At 53.6% G+C, this 13,807-nt stretch carries 15 protein-coding genes; 3 read left to right on the forward strand and 12 right to left on the reverse strand.

The window, feature by feature from the left end; all coding sequences use genetic code 11:
- Positions 1–32: 32 nt before the first annotated feature.
- The 5 genes from ACFO9Q_RS16895 to ACFO9Q_RS16915 form a co-directional block, all read right to left on the reverse strand.
- Positions 33–1,301 (reverse strand): adenosylhomocysteinase, encoded by a 1,269-nt coding sequence (locus ACFO9Q_RS16895; protein WP_379184165.1) that lies wholly within the window; start codon positions 1,299–1,301, stop codon positions 33–35.
- Positions 1,302–1,319: 18 nt separating this feature from the next.
- A complete protein-coding gene (gene bshC / locus ACFO9Q_RS16900) occupies positions 1,320–2,963 on the reverse strand; it encodes a bacillithiol biosynthesis cysteine-adding enzyme BshC (RefSeq protein ID WP_379184167.1) in 1,644 nt (547 codons plus the stop codon).
- Positions 2,964–3,158: 195 nt separating this feature from the next.
- Positions 3,159–3,554, reverse strand: a complete 396-nt coding sequence (locus tag ACFO9Q_RS16905; protein ID WP_379184169.1) for a DUF3397 domain-containing protein — start codon at positions 3,552–3,554, stop codon at positions 3,159–3,161.
- Complete coding sequence (locus tag ACFO9Q_RS16910; protein WP_379184171.1) at positions 3,551–4,591, reverse strand: ketopantoate reductase family protein; 1,041 nt, start codon at positions 4,589–4,591, stop codon at positions 3,551–3,553. The genes ACFO9Q_RS16905 and ACFO9Q_RS16910 overlap by 4 nt, the downstream gene beginning before the upstream one ends.
- 69 nt (positions 4,592–4,660) lie before the next feature.
- Positions 4,661–5,308 carry an RsfA family transcriptional regulator gene (locus ACFO9Q_RS16915; protein ID WP_379184173.1) on the reverse strand — a complete coding sequence of 216 codons (648 nt, stop codon included), beginning with the start codon at positions 5,306–5,308 and terminating at the stop codon, positions 4,661–4,663.
- A 268-nt stretch (positions 5,309–5,576) separates the two neighbouring features.
- Between ACFO9Q_RS16915 and ACFO9Q_RS16920 the strand changes: the two genes are divergently transcribed.
- Positions 5,577–5,813, forward strand: a complete 237-nt coding sequence (locus ACFO9Q_RS16920; protein ID WP_379184175.1) for a DUF2626 domain-containing protein — start codon at positions 5,577–5,579, stop codon at positions 5,811–5,813.
- Between the two features lie 70 nt (positions 5,814–5,883).
- Here the strand turns inward: ACFO9Q_RS16920 and ACFO9Q_RS16925 are convergent, their stop codons facing one another.
- Positions 5,884–7,032, reverse strand: coding sequence for a class I SAM-dependent methyltransferase (locus ACFO9Q_RS16925; RefSeq protein WP_379184178.1), 1,149 nt, complete (start codon positions 7,030–7,032; stop codon positions 5,884–5,886).
- A gap of 54 nt (positions 7,033–7,086) precedes the next feature.
- Between ACFO9Q_RS16925 and ACFO9Q_RS16930 the strand changes: the two genes are divergently transcribed.
- Positions 7,087–8,280 carry a coiled-coil domain-containing protein gene (locus ACFO9Q_RS16930; RefSeq protein WP_379184180.1) on the forward strand — a complete coding sequence of 398 codons (1,194 nt, stop codon included), beginning with the start codon at positions 7,087–7,089 and terminating at the stop codon, positions 8,278–8,280.
- Here the strand turns inward: ACFO9Q_RS16930 and ACFO9Q_RS16935 are convergent.
- On the reverse strand, positions 8,277–9,596 hold the full coding sequence (locus ACFO9Q_RS16935) for an extracellular solute-binding protein (protein ID WP_379184182.1): 1,320 nt from the start codon (positions 9,594–9,596) through the stop codon (positions 8,277–8,279). The genes ACFO9Q_RS16930 and ACFO9Q_RS16935 overlap by 4 nt on opposite strands.
- 150 nt (positions 9,597–9,746) lie before the next feature.
- Positions 9,747–11,081: a PhoH family protein gene (locus ACFO9Q_RS16940; RefSeq protein WP_379184184.1), complete on the reverse strand. Its 1,335-nt coding sequence runs from the start codon at positions 11,079–11,081 to the stop codon at positions 9,747–9,749.
- Between the two features lie 155 nt (positions 11,082–11,236).
- Between ACFO9Q_RS16940 and ACFO9Q_RS16945 the strand changes: the two genes are divergently transcribed.
- On the forward strand, positions 11,237–11,752 hold the full coding sequence (locus ACFO9Q_RS16945; protein ID WP_379184186.1) for a YhcN/YlaJ family sporulation lipoprotein: 516 nt from the start codon (positions 11,237–11,239) through the stop codon (positions 11,750–11,752).
- Positions 11,753–11,792: 40 nt separating this feature from the next.
- On the opposite strand, the gene ACFO9Q_RS16950 is transcribed toward ACFO9Q_RS16945, so the two are convergent.
- The 4 genes from ACFO9Q_RS16950 to ACFO9Q_RS16965 form a co-directional block, all read right to left on the reverse strand.
- Positions 11,793–12,011, reverse strand: a complete 219-nt coding sequence (locus ACFO9Q_RS16950; protein ID WP_379184188.1) for a hypothetical protein — start codon at positions 12,009–12,011, stop codon at positions 11,793–11,795.
- Between the two features lie 90 nt (positions 12,012–12,101).
- Positions 12,102–13,151: an LCP family protein gene (locus ACFO9Q_RS16955; RefSeq protein ID WP_379184190.1), complete on the reverse strand. Its 1,050-nt coding sequence runs from the start codon at positions 13,149–13,151 to the stop codon at positions 12,102–12,104.
- A gap of 13 nt (positions 13,152–13,164) precedes the next feature.
- A complete protein-coding gene (locus ACFO9Q_RS16960; RefSeq protein ID WP_379184192.1) occupies positions 13,165–13,437 on the reverse strand; it encodes a hypothetical protein in 273 nt (90 codons plus the stop codon).
- Positions 13,438–13,469: 32 nt separating this feature from the next.
- Positions 13,470–13,784 (reverse strand): YlaH-like family protein, encoded by a 315-nt coding sequence (locus ACFO9Q_RS16965; RefSeq protein WP_379184194.1) that lies wholly within the window; start codon positions 13,782–13,784, stop codon positions 13,470–13,472.
- Between the last annotated feature and the right edge of the window lie 23 nt (positions 13,785–13,807).

Below are 13,807 nucleotides of genomic sequence, written 5' to 3' on the forward strand. Positions count from 1 at the left end.
GAACAACCCCCTATATCCGCATTCTCTTATGGTTAATGCTCCGTCCAGCTGTCCAGATAAGCCTTCTGCTCTTCGGTCAACGAATCGATGCCGATGCCGAGCGACTCCAGCTTCGTCCTGGCGACGAGCTCATCAAGCTCGTAAGGGACGTTAACGACCTTGCTGCCGATGGACTTGTATTCATCATTGACGTACTTCAGCGCAATTGCCTGCAGCGCGAACGTCATGTCCATAATCTCAGCTGGATGCCCGTCGCCTGCTGCCAGGTTAACGAGGCGGCCTTCGGCCAGCACGTAGATGCTGCGTCCGTCCTTCAGCTTGTACTCCTCGATATTGCGGCGAACCGTGCGGATGCCGCTTGACAACGCAGCAAGCTCAGGCTTGTTGAACTCGACATCGAAGTGGCCGGCATTGGACAGGATAGCACCATTCTTCATCACTTCATAATGCTCGCCGCGAATAACGTCCTTGTTCCCCGTCACAGTGATGAACAGCTCGCCCAGCTTCGCTGCTTCACTCATCGGCATGACCGTGAACCCGTCCATGTAGGCTTCAACTGCCTTGATCGCGTCGATCTCGGTCACGATTACGTTCGCCCCGAGCCCCTTGGCCCGCATCGCCACACCCTTGCCGCACCAGCCGTAGCCGACGACGACAACAGTCTTGCCCGCCACGACTAGATTCGTCGTACGATTAATGCCGTCGAATACCGATTGCCCTGTTCCATAACGATTGTCGAACAGATACTTACAGTATGCATCATTCACCGCAACCATCGGGAACTTCAGTGAACCGTCCTTCTCCATAGCCTTGAGGCGAAGGATACCGGTCGTCGTCTCTTCCGCACCGCCGCGAATGCCTTCCTGCAAGTCAGGCCGCTCAGCATGAAGAATGCTGACCAAGTCTCCTCCATCATCAATGATGAGATCCGGCTTCGTCTCCAGCGCCTTCACCAGCAGAGCCTTGTACTCAGCTGGCTCTGGATTGTACTTCGCGAATACGGTAATGCCGTCTTCCACGAGCGCTGCGCAGACATCATCCTGTGTGGATAGAGGGTTGGATCCCGTAATCGTCACGTCTGCTCCGCCGGCCTGGACGACCTTCGCCAGATAAGCCGTCTTCGCCTCCAAGTGAAGGGAGATGGTTACCTTCAGCCCCTTGAACGGCTGCTCCTGCTCGAACTGGGCACGAATCTGATTCAGTACCGGCATATGGGCGCTTGCCCAATCAATCTTCAGATGGCCTTCGGGTGCTAATGCGATATCGGTAATGATACTGTTATTCACTGAGCTTGTTGTCATGTTGGTGTTGCCTCCTAATTATAGATAGATTAGTCGATGTCCCCCGGCTGGATCATACGGCGCTTCCAGCAGCCGGTCTAACCAGCCGTATGGACCATAACGGTTCCAGTAAGCCGTCATGTTGGCCACCCTCTCCTGCGGCTTCCCTAGCGGCCGCAGGGACGAACCGATCCGGTCCAGCTGCCGAATGGACGCGTCGAACTGCTTCGTATAGGCATCCTTCGTCCTTGCTTCCAGGAATTCAATCTGCTCCACGATCTTCTGCCTGTTCGTCTCTCCCAGCTTGACGAGCCCGGCCTGAACCTTCCCTGCCAGCTCTACTATTGGCGTATACAGCTGCAGGAAGCTGCTCTTCACCTCGGAGAATCTAGCATCCAGTGACAGCTGATCCTGCTCCTCCAGCCAGGCGCGCTTCCGGTCCTCGAACCGCTCCGCAACGTCCTCGAAGGAGAGCTCATACTTCGTCATATGCTTGGCTACGGTACCTTCAATTAGCGTGAATGACATCCGCGGGATGACGATTGGCATCTGCATGCCAAGTGTCCGGAACGCCTCCCCAGTAATGGACCAATAGGCAATCTCTCCGGGGCCAAGCACCGTGCCCAGCACTGGCAGCAGGTAATCCTGCATGAGCGGTCTGGTTAATACATTGTTGCTTAGCTGCTCCGGAGCCTCTGCAGCAATGTGGAGCAGCTGCTCTTGGGTTAGAGAGAGAGTGCCTCGGCGGTCAACATAGTGCCCCTCCCGCTTGTGAAGCAGCGTACGCTCATCCCCCTGCTCCGAGTTGAAGTAGAACAGATTAGAGCTGCCCTCCGTGACGTCAGCCTGCAGCTGGTAGCCGTAGCTCGTCACTGTACGCGCACGATTCGTATAAGCCTGCTCCAGCTCGTCGTTCTGCTCGATCAGCCGATTGAACATCGGCGACTCGAGCTTGCGCAGCCTCGTATCATCCGCATCCAGCAGGATAAGCCCTGACCGGCCGAACAGCTCCATCATGACACCTGCGAACAGATCAGATAGAGATACCGAACGCCTCACCGCCATGCCGAGCCTCTCCAGCAAGTCCGCCTTGAACTCGGAATGAGGCAGGGTCTGCTCCAGCTCAGACAGCAGTTCGTCCCATTGCTCTTGTGACAGCGAAGTCCGGCTCACAGACGTTCGCGGCCCCTCTGGCCTGGCAGCGGACAGCTTGCGCTGCTCCTGCTCTGCTGACATTACGTACGTGTGATTCGCTTCCTCCCAGTCATGATCCTCGCCAGCAATCCAGAATACAGGAACGACAGGAGCGCCTAATGCAGCACTCGCATGCTTAGCAGCTCCGATAATGGTAACAGCCTTATGTATAACTAAGAGCGGTCCTGTCCACAGACCGGCTTGCTGCCCTCCGACAACAACCGGGGCTCCGCCGGCTAGAGCCTCAATCGAAGCCAGCACCTCGCTGCTCGCGCCGAACCGCTCATTGTAGCTCTTCAGCACACTGGCTACTTGGCGTGCATCCGCTCTTAGGTGCCCGTTCTCCTTCAACACCTTCAGCCGCTTCCCCCAAGCCGAAGCATCGGTCGGATGATAGCCGAACAGCTCGTCCATACGCTGATCTGTGCGGTGAATATAGGCTTCCGCCAGTGGACTTGCGCTGCGCAATTCATAAGATTCTATCGTCATGGCTAAGCCTATTGCCTCCTGTCCAACTTACCTGTCCAACTTATCCTCCTGATTGTACACAATGGACAAGCGGCTAGCAAGGTGAAGAGGCTCTCCCCGACTATGCATCCTATGAACTCTGATTAGTAACCTGTCTGCCGTGTCCCTATCATGCAGATGGCCCCCCATCGCGGGAGGCCACAGCGTCTTATTAAGCTACGTCATGAATAAGGATTGTCCAATGCCGATGCACATCAGGAGCAGGTACAGCACACTCATGGCAAAAAAACCAAGCCGCCACACCGCCCGTAATATCCGCTTCACATCGACGCTGCCCTTCCTCCGAAACTGTGCGTTACCGAGCAATCCTCCGCCAATCAGCATGACTAGCAGAATGCCGTACAGGCCGAAGCCGCTGCCCGACATCTTGTCGAACAACACCGCCACGCAGCCAATCAGCAGCGCTGTCGTCACATCCATCGCCATGCGGAAGGCTCTCTTGCGATCCTTCACATAGGCACCGTAACCGAAGTAGATGAGTGCGAACGGAATGAGCGGCACTACAGCAAGGTATGCATACAGATGCTTCACACTCTCCAATAGATAATTCACGAAGGCTGTTCCCCCTCTTCCGCAGGTAGCAAGGACTTAATCATATATATAGCCGCTTCATTCAGGGGTGTCTCTTGGCCAACTTCGGCTCCAAGCGCAGCCACTCCCCCATTAATCCAATCAATCTCGGTGAGACGGCCGGCGCGCACATCGCCCAGCATGGAGGACGTGTTGGCTGACGTATTCTCACAGACTTGCAGAATTCGGCTCCAGCTCTCTCCAGAGTCCTTCCAGCCGGCAGCGGCCAGCACTCCAGCAGACTCCAGGTATAACGCATGCATGAGTCTGAGCCGAGTGCTGCTCTTAGGCAGCTCCCCGTTCGTTACATCGAACAAGGCGGTTAATGGATTAATGACAGCGTTGATCAACAACTTCTGATACAGCTTGTCCTTGATTTCTTTCGACAGATTGCTGGTAATTCCTGCTTGATTCAGCAGCTCAGCCAATCGAATGGGATGAGCATCGCGTCCGCCGCCCGGTACCTGAGGATAGTAAGAGCCATACGTCAGCTCCCCACTCCCCGTATAGGCAACAGTGCAGGAGTCGATGCGCCGGGCCCCTTCCGTCGTCACCGAAGCATAGAGCTGTTCCGAGGGCACATATGCACTCAGCTTCTCCATATGGCCGATCCCATTCTGCAGACAGAGAACTCCGTTCGTTCCGATAGACAGCTGCCCGACTTGCTCTAGCAGACTGCCGTCAATCTGCGGCTGCTTGACCGTCAGCCAGATCCAGCTCTCTTCCTCAGCACGGCCGAGCTCCTGCTCATGAATAGAGCAAGTCCCCACCTGCAGCCATCGGGCCGTCACGGCCGCTTGCCGTCTGCGGCCATCCAGATCAATTAAGGTTATACCATGCCTAGCCAGCTCCTCTGCCTGCTCCTCTGTGCGAGTCCATACCGTAACCGGATAGCCTGCTAATGCTAATCTTGAGGCATAGAGAAGCCCGATGGATCCTCCTCCGATGAATTCGAACCTCATACTTGCTGCCGCACCGCCTGTTAGTTGGAATTTTTTGCAACCGAATACTATAACCATATAGCATCCTTAGGCAAAAGAAAAGAAGCTTCTGCACGGTAACCGTACGAAGCTTCTCACTTGACTATCTTATTCAATTCTCTCCAGGTTGCCGTTCGCATCCATCTTGAACCGCGGCTTCGCTTCCTCTTCGCTCGTAAGCACAGTCAGTCGGCGGGCCCGATCCATAATCTGGATCAATGTCTTGTAATCATCGTTCACCGTGCGGTAATCCGTCTGTACATTGTTCACTTCCTTGGACAATCTCTCATTGTCCCCGCGAAGAGAGTACAGCTCCTCTTCCTTCTCCTTCAGGTCCTTCTCCAGCACCTTGATCTGTCTGGTCAAGTCCTGATAGGTTGACTTCCAGCCTCGCAAAAATCGAATAACTGCATCGATCGACATGCCTTCTTCGGTTACGGAGTCGTTCTTGTAAGCTCTCTCTTCCGTGTCATATACGGATAAGGATGAGACATGCGGAGCAGCAACGAGCGTCTGCTTCTTCAAGTAATTACGCTTCTGGCGTTGTTGCTTGGCAATTCCAATTGCATCTTCGTACCTCTTGCGAACGCAGCTGTTCCAGCGGAATCCGCATGCTGCGGAAGTCCGGCCGATTCTCTCTCCTACTTCCTCGAACGCCGCAAGCTGTGTGCTGCCGTCTCTAATGTGTCGCAGCGTGACTTCGGCCAATATGAGATCATCATCTGGACTCCACGCATCTTGTCTAACTGCTGTCATGCAACGAAAACCTCCTAACGTAAAGGCGCTTACTTTATCTCTATGCCCTTGGTAGAGTTCATAGAATCTATCGGATACTAAATTGTATATCCAATTTTCATCACACTCATACATGAACTTGTTCAGCCCGGTGCAAACTAATGTCAGAGGGTTATCGAATAGGCTTACAAAAGTTTGCGATTTCGTCACGACTTCAGGTTTACTCTTTTTTGCCAAAACGTTATAATGGTCAGTAGAAATTGGGTCGAAACGAAGGGGGGCTGGCTTCATGGCACGTATGTATCGGGTACTTGGATTATGGGCTCTTGTCATCGGATTGATGGCATTCGCAGGTGATATGACTGAGTTTGCACTATTGTTCTTCGCTCAAACCGTGGCCTTCGTCCTGTTGGGATATCTGAAATTCTCCGAGAGAACTTACATAATTATGTTCTGGGGATATATGATCCTGTCGTTCGTAGGATTCACGTATTGGACCGTCTTCGAGATGGGCAATCCATTCTAACGATTGGGACGAGCGTAGCAGATCGCGCAACACGAAGAGACCGGAGGCAGATGCCTCCGGTTTTTTTTGCTCATCTATAATCTAGAACCATCACCTTGAACGCTTCACTCATTCCGTCGCTGAGGAGCACCTGTCGAATCGCTCGATTCCGTCTGGCTGACGGACTGAAGGGATCAACACCATCGGTAGGCTGAAGCAGCTCCAGCAAGCCGTGCTGCGTCAGGAACTGCTGCTGAGTGCCATAGTAGGCAGTTGTCCACCCCATCGCCTCGGCCTCTCTACGCAGTGCTGTATAGGGAACGTGAGCCGTCAGATCCTGCTCGCCAAGGCGGACATAAGGATTCGTATGCGCCGTATGCTTGCTGTAGCACATGAGAGTACCCAGCATCCGGTGCTCCGCTGTATATTCCTCCGCTTCATGCCCATAATCCAGTATAATTAGCCTTGCGGGGCCGTGCAGCTTCCGTGTAATCTGCTGCAGCCAGCGGCCGGCTTCAAGGTTCACTTCCGTCTGCTGGCCTTCTCGCAGCCGAATGTAATCAGCGCTTAGTGAGCTCGCAATCGCGGGTGAGGATAGCGGCATACAGACTTCATGAAGCTGGCCATTCGTACATGCTACACCCAGCTCCCATAGCTGGCCATTGTCCATGACGACCCGATGAACCGGCATGGCGTCAAGCAGCTCATTCGCCAAGATTAGAACTGGAGAGGGGGACCACTCTTCCGTCAGCGCCTCCTCGGCAGACATCACCTGCATCTTGACTCTACCCGGCTTGTTCAGAGGCGCTTCCTCAGCTGCCAGACGATGGGCAGGATGAACGTCAACGATACGGAGGCTCGAGATCACGCCGCCTCCCTCCGCATCCTTGCTCCAAGCGTCCATGAGCTGCAAGGACAGTCTGCCCGTCCCTCCTCCCCATTCCATGACGTTCATCTCACCGCCGAGCTCAGAGGAATGATGTGTCATGTAACGTGCCAGAACATCCGCTACTACATGGCCGACATATGGACTCGTATAGAAGTCTCCTTCACGTCCCACTCGAACGTCCCCTGAACGATAGTAGCCTTCCTGCTCATCGTAGAGGCATAGTCTCATATAGTCATGGAAGGTGAGGCAGCGAATATTCGATAGGGTTGCCCCCTTATGGCGAAGCCAGCCTAGCGGCTCTTGCTCCTGAATCATTCGTACGACACGTTCGGTCAGCGTTCGCTTCAACATAGCTCGTTCTTCCTTCACTCCATTCAGATATAATAGACTCCATCAGCGCATACAATGAATGCAATGACGACTGTCCGGACAACCTTCCAGCCTGGCTGGACCAGAGAAGGGGTGCATATCACCATGATTCCGATTGTACTTGTACGGCATAGCAGAGTATGGGCCTCGCGAGTGTGGGCGGCGGCGATCGTCCTTATGCTCCTGATGATACAGCCAGCAGTCCTCGCTGAGTCGTCTGAACCAGGGTCCACCGCCGATACGAGCGAGATACAGTCTCTGCTGGAGCAGAGCTTGTCCATCGTGGAGCTGGATAAGGAGATTGCACGGACACAGGCTCGCCAGACCGAGGTCCAGGCAGAGATGACGCAATCTGAAGCGAAGCTGGCACAGCAGCAGGTTCAGATCAAGGATAAGAAGAGGAAGGCCGGAAGCGTACTCCGCGCTTACTATATGGGCGAGCGAGATGTCATTCTCTATGCCCTGCTGTCGATGCGCTCCATCTCCGATGTCATGACATCGCTAGATTATCTCGACCTCATCATGGAGCAGGATCGCCAGACATTGGACGCCTATACGAACGAATATGCGCATATCCGCCGAGGGCTGCAGAAGCTCACCGATGAACAGAAGGAGCTGAGCCGATTGGAGGTGCGTCTGCAGACTGCGCGCACTCGTGTGACCTCGCTTGAGGAGCAGCTGGAGGGCAAGCTTAACGGACGATCCGACGAAGAGCGGATTCGACTCCTCATCCAAGAGCTGCAAGCCTCCTGGGAGACGGATGGCATAGCCGAGGTGAAGCAGTACTTCCGAGCGATGTCACGAGCGATGCAGAAGCTGCCTGGCTGGGTGCAGGAGAACAAGGAATACATGGAGATTAACGGTCTAAGATATACCCTTCATGTTCCCGAGGAGGAATTGAACCAGTTCCTGCGAGACCAAGACCCTCTCTTCGATAACTTCGCCTTCGTATTCGGCGATGGAATCATTACGGCTGAAGGCGAGCGTGACGGCATGGCTGTATCCGTGTCCGGCCGTTATACGGTGGAGGATAAGCCGAAGAATGGCATCTACTTCCACATCGACAAGCTTCTATTCAACGGCTTCGCCCTGCCAGATACGACAAGACTGGCTCTGCAAGAGGAATTCGACCTAGGCTTCTATCCGAGCAAGATTCTCTCATTCGTGAAGGCTGAGAAGGTGACGATTGCAGACGGTGAATTGATTGTCGAGCTCAGCTTGAAGCTCTAGTCCGCGTCTTCCGCCTTCTCATCTAGCAAGGCATTCGTGAATGCTGTGAAGTCCCAGCTCTCCACGCTGTAGGCTCTATACTGTACTTCTCGCTTCATCCAAGCATCCGCCCAGCCGGGACCAGGAACTTCCGGCTTCGCAGCTCTCCCCTTAAGCACATTGACCCACCAGGTCGGCGGCAGCTGTGCCTCTTCAATGCCCGAGCCAGCTACGGGCTGATAGGCTGACAGTCGGGCGGGCAACATGCGGTTCACTTGATAAGCTTGCTGCTGCTTCAGCGTATCTGTCATCTCCTGAACCCAGAGCAGAGCCTCCTCCACCGCAACGGACCGGCTAGATATGGCATAGCTTCTTCCACTGTGCCGATAGGGCTCGATTCGGCTCAGGTCGAGCTGCACAAGTTCATCGAGCTGGGTTGTCCAACTACTGTAATTCGACCACGGAACGAAGGCCGAGAGCAGCTCCCCCTCCTGCAGTGCACTAAGCAGCTGCATAGGTGCATCTAATCGGCTAATTCGCTGACTAATGCTTGCGAGGTATAGAAGCTTGTCCTGCGTCTCTGAGTGCAGCAAGCCGAGGCCATCAGCTGGCCCATACGAACGTGTGGTCTTCGTCTCCGCCTCGTATTGTCTCAGCCACAGCATAAGCTCCTCTAATCGCCCAGGAGTCAGTTGTAGCAGGTTAATCGTCTTGTGGCGCGCAGCCGTCTCCTCTAGAAGCTGGGTATATTGCTCCCAGCTACCAGGCAATTGCCCTCCGGACTCTAGCGCTAGCAGCTTCTTGTTCCATATCGGAACATAGGGATCAAGGTCCATCGGCATCGCCCACAAGTATCCGTTCCAGCGCAGTACATCCAAGAGCGATTCAGATAGGTCTCCTGGCACATCGCCAGTCGTCAAGCTGTCAACAGGAGATAGATACCCCAGAGCAGCGAACTCCCTCACCCAGCTGTTGTCCATTAGCATAATATCCTGGCTTATCCCGAGCTCTGCTTCCCGCTTCCATAGGGAATAGACTTCTGGACTATTCGACTGTTCGGCCTCATTCGATAGATGTACCTGTACAGCCGGATACTTCATCATGAACAGCCGGTTCGCTTCTTCCAGCGAACGGTATTCCGCTTCCTTCATGTGAACGGTTACACGAAGCTGCTTCGATTCGGAGGAAGACCGCTGACCATCTGCCGGATATACGGTTGCTCTGCCATCTGGCTCGCCAGGAGCAGGCATTCTCGGCATGCGGACCAGCTCTGCAAGCAAGAGAGCCGACATGACAAGGATACCGAGCACAAGCATCATATAAGCTCTGCGAGTCAAGCTGCACCTCCTCTCCCCGAAGCATCCAGCCTCTACCAGTCATTACGTTCATCATAGCAAGGAACCTGAAGCTTGTCCAAGCATACTCCTGCTCTTAACCTAACATACGGCCAATGCACAATGCATTGGCCGTATACTCTCCCTTGCCTGCTACAGTAAGTCCGCCGCGAGCTGGGCAAGCTTGGAGCGCTCACCCTTCTCCAGCGTCATATGTCCGCTCAGCCCTTCCTCCTTGAATCGCTCCACGATGTGGGTGAGCCCGTTGCTGATTGAATCCAGATAAGGATGATCAATCTGCTCGGGATCGCCCATGAGGACGATCTTACTGCCTTCGCCAACCCGCGACACGATCGTCTTCACTTCATGCTTCGTCAAGTTCTGGGCCTCATCAATAATGATGAACTGTCCGGGTATAGAGCGGCCCCTTATATACGTTAAGGCCTCGACCTGGATGCTTCCCAGACCCATTAGAATCTTGTCGATGTCCCCTGACTTCTTCGTATCGAACAAGTACTCCAGATTATCATAGATGGGCTGCATCCACGGTCGGAGCTTCTCTTCCTTCTCCCCCGGCAGATAGCCGATATCCTTGCCCATCGGAACGACAGGCCTTGCGATCAGCAGCTTCTTATACTTATGCTCATCTTCGACCTTCAGCAGCCCAGCGGCTAACGCGAGCAAGGTTTTTCCCGTACCTGCCTTGCCTGTCAGAGTGACCAGGGGAACCTCGTCATTAAGCAGCAGCTCCAGCGCCATTCTCTGCTGAGCGTTGCGCGCCGTAATGCCCCATACCGGGTCATTGCTGAGGAACAGCGGCTCCAGCTTCGCACCGTCCTGGCTTACCTTAAGCAGAGCTGACTTGGAGGTGCCCATCTCATCGCGGAGGATGACGAATTCGTTCGGATGAAGCCTTGCGCCAAGCTGCAAGTTCTTAAGCGTCAAAAACCGGTACGTGTAGAATTCATCAATGACAGCGGGATGGACATAGAGCGTCACATAGCCTGCATAGAAGTCCGAAGGGGCTTCAATGTTCCGGTCTGACAAGTAATCCTGCGCCATTAACCCGAGCACATCGGCCTTGATACGGACTAGCACATCCTTACTGACGAGCACCACGCTGCTCTGCTGCATATTTTCCAGCTGCTCCAGATGATAATTCAAGGCAACAGCAAGTATTCGATTGTCATTCGACATATCTCCGAACATCTCTTGAACTCGCACGAAGCTGCGATGATTAAGCTCTACCTTAAGCAGCCCGCCGCTTCTAAGCGGAATACCTTCATGGAGATGTCCTGTCGCTCTCATATTGTCGAGGAGGCGGGATACTTGACGAGCGTTCCTGCCCAGCTCATCCGCTAGTCTCTTCTTGGAATCAATCTCTTCAAGCACCACCGCTGGTATGATGACCTCATTGTCATCGAAGGCGAATATCGCTTGCGGATCATGCAGCAACACATTCGTATCCAATACGAAGATCTTCTTCATCTTATGAGCCCTCCTGCCGTCTTGAATATCAGTTCGATCAAGGGATACATAGCCATAGTCCGTTAAGGGTAAGCTAGTCGGGGTAGACCCACGTCAGTTAAGTCCAAGATAAGATAAGGTTAGGTGATCGCGTGAAAAAGTGGCTCGCATTGGCTATGATTATGGTCACTATGACGACAGGCTGCAGCACCGTCGCAAGGAATGAAACATCACCCTCTCCTCAGAATAATAACGGGGTTCGAGCTCAGCAATCTGCCCCACAGCCGATGGAGATTAGCTCCTCTAGAGATGTGGAGGTTCATCTAGAAAAGCTGGCAACGGGAATTGCAGGTGTAAAAAGCGCACATTGTGTTCTCATCGGCAATACTGCGGTAGTCGGTATTAATGTGGATAGCAAGCTGGACCGGTCCCGAGTGGGAACCATCAAATATTCAGTAGCAGAAGCCTTCCGCAAGGACCCGTATGGTGTCGATGCGCTTGTGACCGCAGACATGGACCTTAATCAGCGAGTGAATGAGATCGGCGAAGACATTCGTGCCGGCCGGCCAATAAGAGGCATTGCGGAAGAGCTGTCCGATCTCATTGGCCGGATTGTACCTCAGCTGCCGCGGGACATTACGCCTGCTGATCCAGAGGAACAAGAGGCGCCACAGACGGATAAGAATCTGTAGACGGCCGCTCAGAGAACACAAAAAGCCTAGTGGCGTTCCACTAGGCTTCTTGTATGTTCTCTATAGTCACGACTTCCATGGACAAGCTTGCCCCGCAAGACACATGAACGCGCTCCGACAACAGCACCTTGACAGCTATCCCGGCTGGAACGTATTCCAGCTCATGGACAAGCCTCTGAGCTGTTGCTTCAGTGGCATCAGCCGCTATCAGATTCACTGCATATCCAGCTGGAGAGAGTGCTGTGACGGGTTCGGTCATCTGCATGAGCTCCTTCTTGACTCTTGGAATCATATTCAGGTGCAGGTCCCATAGTTTCATTATATCGGCTAATCTAAGAAGCGTCTATGGTTATTGAGCCATTTGTGCTTGCAGTGAAGCTCTCGCTTCCTCCAGCTTGCCGGTGTCCAGGTAGACGTAGGGACTGTTCCATTCCCCAGCAAGCGGGATGAACGTAATGTTCGCCCGATCGATGCCGAAGTACTTCGTTATCATATGCTGAATCTCGGATGAAGGCATGTTAATCTTCATATTGTCCCCTACAGCTCCGATAACGGCCCCTGCCTTAGCCACACCGGACAAGGACTTCATCTTGTCAGTAATAGCTCCAAGAACTTCGCTCTGCCTCTGGTTGCGTTCGAAGTCGTTCGACATGTTGGATCCGTCATTCGACTTCCGGTAACGGACGAAGTCCAGCGCCTGGTCGCCATCCAGCACCTGTTCACCCTTCTCTAAGTCTATGACGGTATCGTCCGCACTATCCTCATAATGCATATCCATGTCAACATTAACTTTCACTCCGCCAAGCGCATTCACCACTGCTGAGAATCCAGTGAAGTCGATAATGCCCGTGTAGGACACGGGAATGCCGAAGTACTTCGTCATCATCCGCTGCATCGCTTCCTTCGCTTCAGCCTCGGCCGCAGCTTGCTCCATATCCTGACGAGCCTGTCTGTAGAACGCGCTGTAATAGCTGTTGGCCTTCCGCTGCTTGTACCCGTCCAACATCATTAGGGAGTCTCTCGGGATAGTAACGACGGTAGCCGTCTGGCGGTCTGGGTTGAACGCAGCGACCATCATCACATCCGTATTCATCGTGCCGCCCTTCACCGGACGTGTATCCATTCCCATCATGAGCATGGCCACCGGCTTATTCTTGACGGAATCCTCTGCCGGTACGACCTCATCCGTGCCTATCTGCTTCAGAGCATCATTACCCTGCTTCACGAGGTATCCAAGGTATACAGCTGCGAGCAGCAACAGTCCAAGGGTGAGAAATAAAAAAACCCTCAGCGCCGAGCGTGTCCGCTTCGGAGGCTTGGGTTGCCCAGCCTGTCTTGGCTGTTGCTGCTTCGCAGCTCTTGCTCTTGGAGGTTGAGATGTATAGTCATCACGCATCATTATCACCTTCAAGTCAATTGTATTTGGGATTGGCCTTAATATCAGAGAGCAGCTGCTCCCCGGCTTCCCGGGGAACGAGCTGCAGCCTGGTACGTCCTTCATGTTCGTATCGAATATGAATCATCGTGTCGTCCAGCTTCTCAATGGAGATGCTGGTAACCCCGTGATCCTCCGTTAAGATCTCCAGGAAGAAGTCCCGCGTCTCCGACGCTGCCCCATCATCGGGACGAGCGTCGGCTACAATCTGAATCTGAAGCCAATTGAACAGCGCATCTTCGAATCGCATTGTCGGCACTTCCTCCCAGCATTGAATGAATCTTAAGGATTGCCTGCATCGGCTCCTGTACGAGTATCCCCTGCAGCTCTTCCAGCCTTCCACTTATCGTAGAGCTGCCGTCCTCTAAGCATCATCATCATCCCTACCGCAATGGCCATACATTGGATGATTGGAAGCTTATCAATCTGCAGAATCATGAGTACGAAGGCGCCGACTACCATGACGACATGTACCATAATATTCTTCAGTAGAGGCAGCTTCTGCTGGACGCGGAATACCTTGTTGAAGATATACAACGTGAAGCCAAGAATCAGGAGATAGGATACAAGCGGATGTTCACTTAGCCATTGCTGCATGGTGACAGCCTCCTATATGACGT

This window comes from Paenibacillus sp. GCM10023252 (assembly GCF_042653305.1).
In the GTDB taxonomy this organism is placed as follows: domain Bacteria; phylum Bacillota; class Bacilli; order Paenibacillales; family Paenibacillaceae; genus Pristimantibacillus.

What these genes read in the sequence shown, in the direction of transcription:
- ACFO9Q_RS16895 (WP_379184165.1), bottom strand. Translation starts at nt 1,301, where the DNA reads ATGACAACAAGCTCAGTGAATAACAGTATCATTACCGATATCGCATTA.
- bshC (WP_379184167.1), bottom strand. Translation starts at nt 2,963, where the DNA reads ATGACGATAGAATCTTATGAATTGCGCAGCGCAAGTCCACTGGCGGAA.
- ACFO9Q_RS16910 (WP_379184171.1), bottom strand. Translation starts at nt 4,591, where the DNA reads ATGGTTATAGTATTCGGTTGCAAAAAATTCCAACTAACAGGCGGTGCG.
- ACFO9Q_RS16915 (WP_379184173.1), bottom strand. Translation starts at nt 5,308, where the DNA reads ATGACAGCAGTTAGACAAGATGCGTGGAGTCCAGATGATGATCTCATA.
- ACFO9Q_RS16920 (WP_379184175.1), top strand. Translation starts at nt 5,577, where the DNA reads ATGGCACGTATGTATCGGGTACTTGGATTATGGGCTCTTGTCATCGGA.
- ACFO9Q_RS16925 (WP_379184178.1), bottom strand. Translation starts at nt 7,032, where the DNA reads ATGTTGAAGCGAACGCTGACCGAACGTGTCGTACGAATGATTCAGGAG.
- ACFO9Q_RS16930 (WP_379184180.1), top strand. Translation starts at nt 7,087, where the DNA reads ATGAATGCAATGACGACTGTCCGGACAACCTTCCAGCCTGGCTGGACC.
- ACFO9Q_RS16940 (WP_379184184.1), bottom strand. Translation starts at nt 11,081, where the DNA reads ATGAAGAAGATCTTCGTATTGGATACGAATGTGTTGCTGCATGATCCG.
- ACFO9Q_RS16945 (WP_379184186.1), top strand. Translation starts at nt 11,237, where the DNA reads ATGATTATGGTCACTATGACGACAGGCTGCAGCACCGTCGCAAGGAAT.
- ACFO9Q_RS16950 (WP_379184188.1), bottom strand. Translation starts at nt 12,011, where the DNA reads ATGACCGAACCCGTCACAGCACTCTCTCCAGCTGGATATGCAGTGAAT.
- ACFO9Q_RS16955 (WP_379184190.1), bottom strand. Translation starts at nt 13,151, where the DNA reads ATGATGCGTGATGACTATACATCTCAACCTCCAAGAGCAAGAGCTGCG.
- ACFO9Q_RS16960 (WP_379184192.1), bottom strand. Translation starts at nt 13,437, where the DNA reads ATGCGATTCGAAGATGCGCTGTTCAATTGGCTTCAGATTCAGATTGTA.
- ACFO9Q_RS16965 (WP_379184194.1), bottom strand. Translation starts at nt 13,784, where the DNA reads ATGCAGCAATGGCTAAGTGAACATCCGCTTGTATCCTATCTCCTGATT.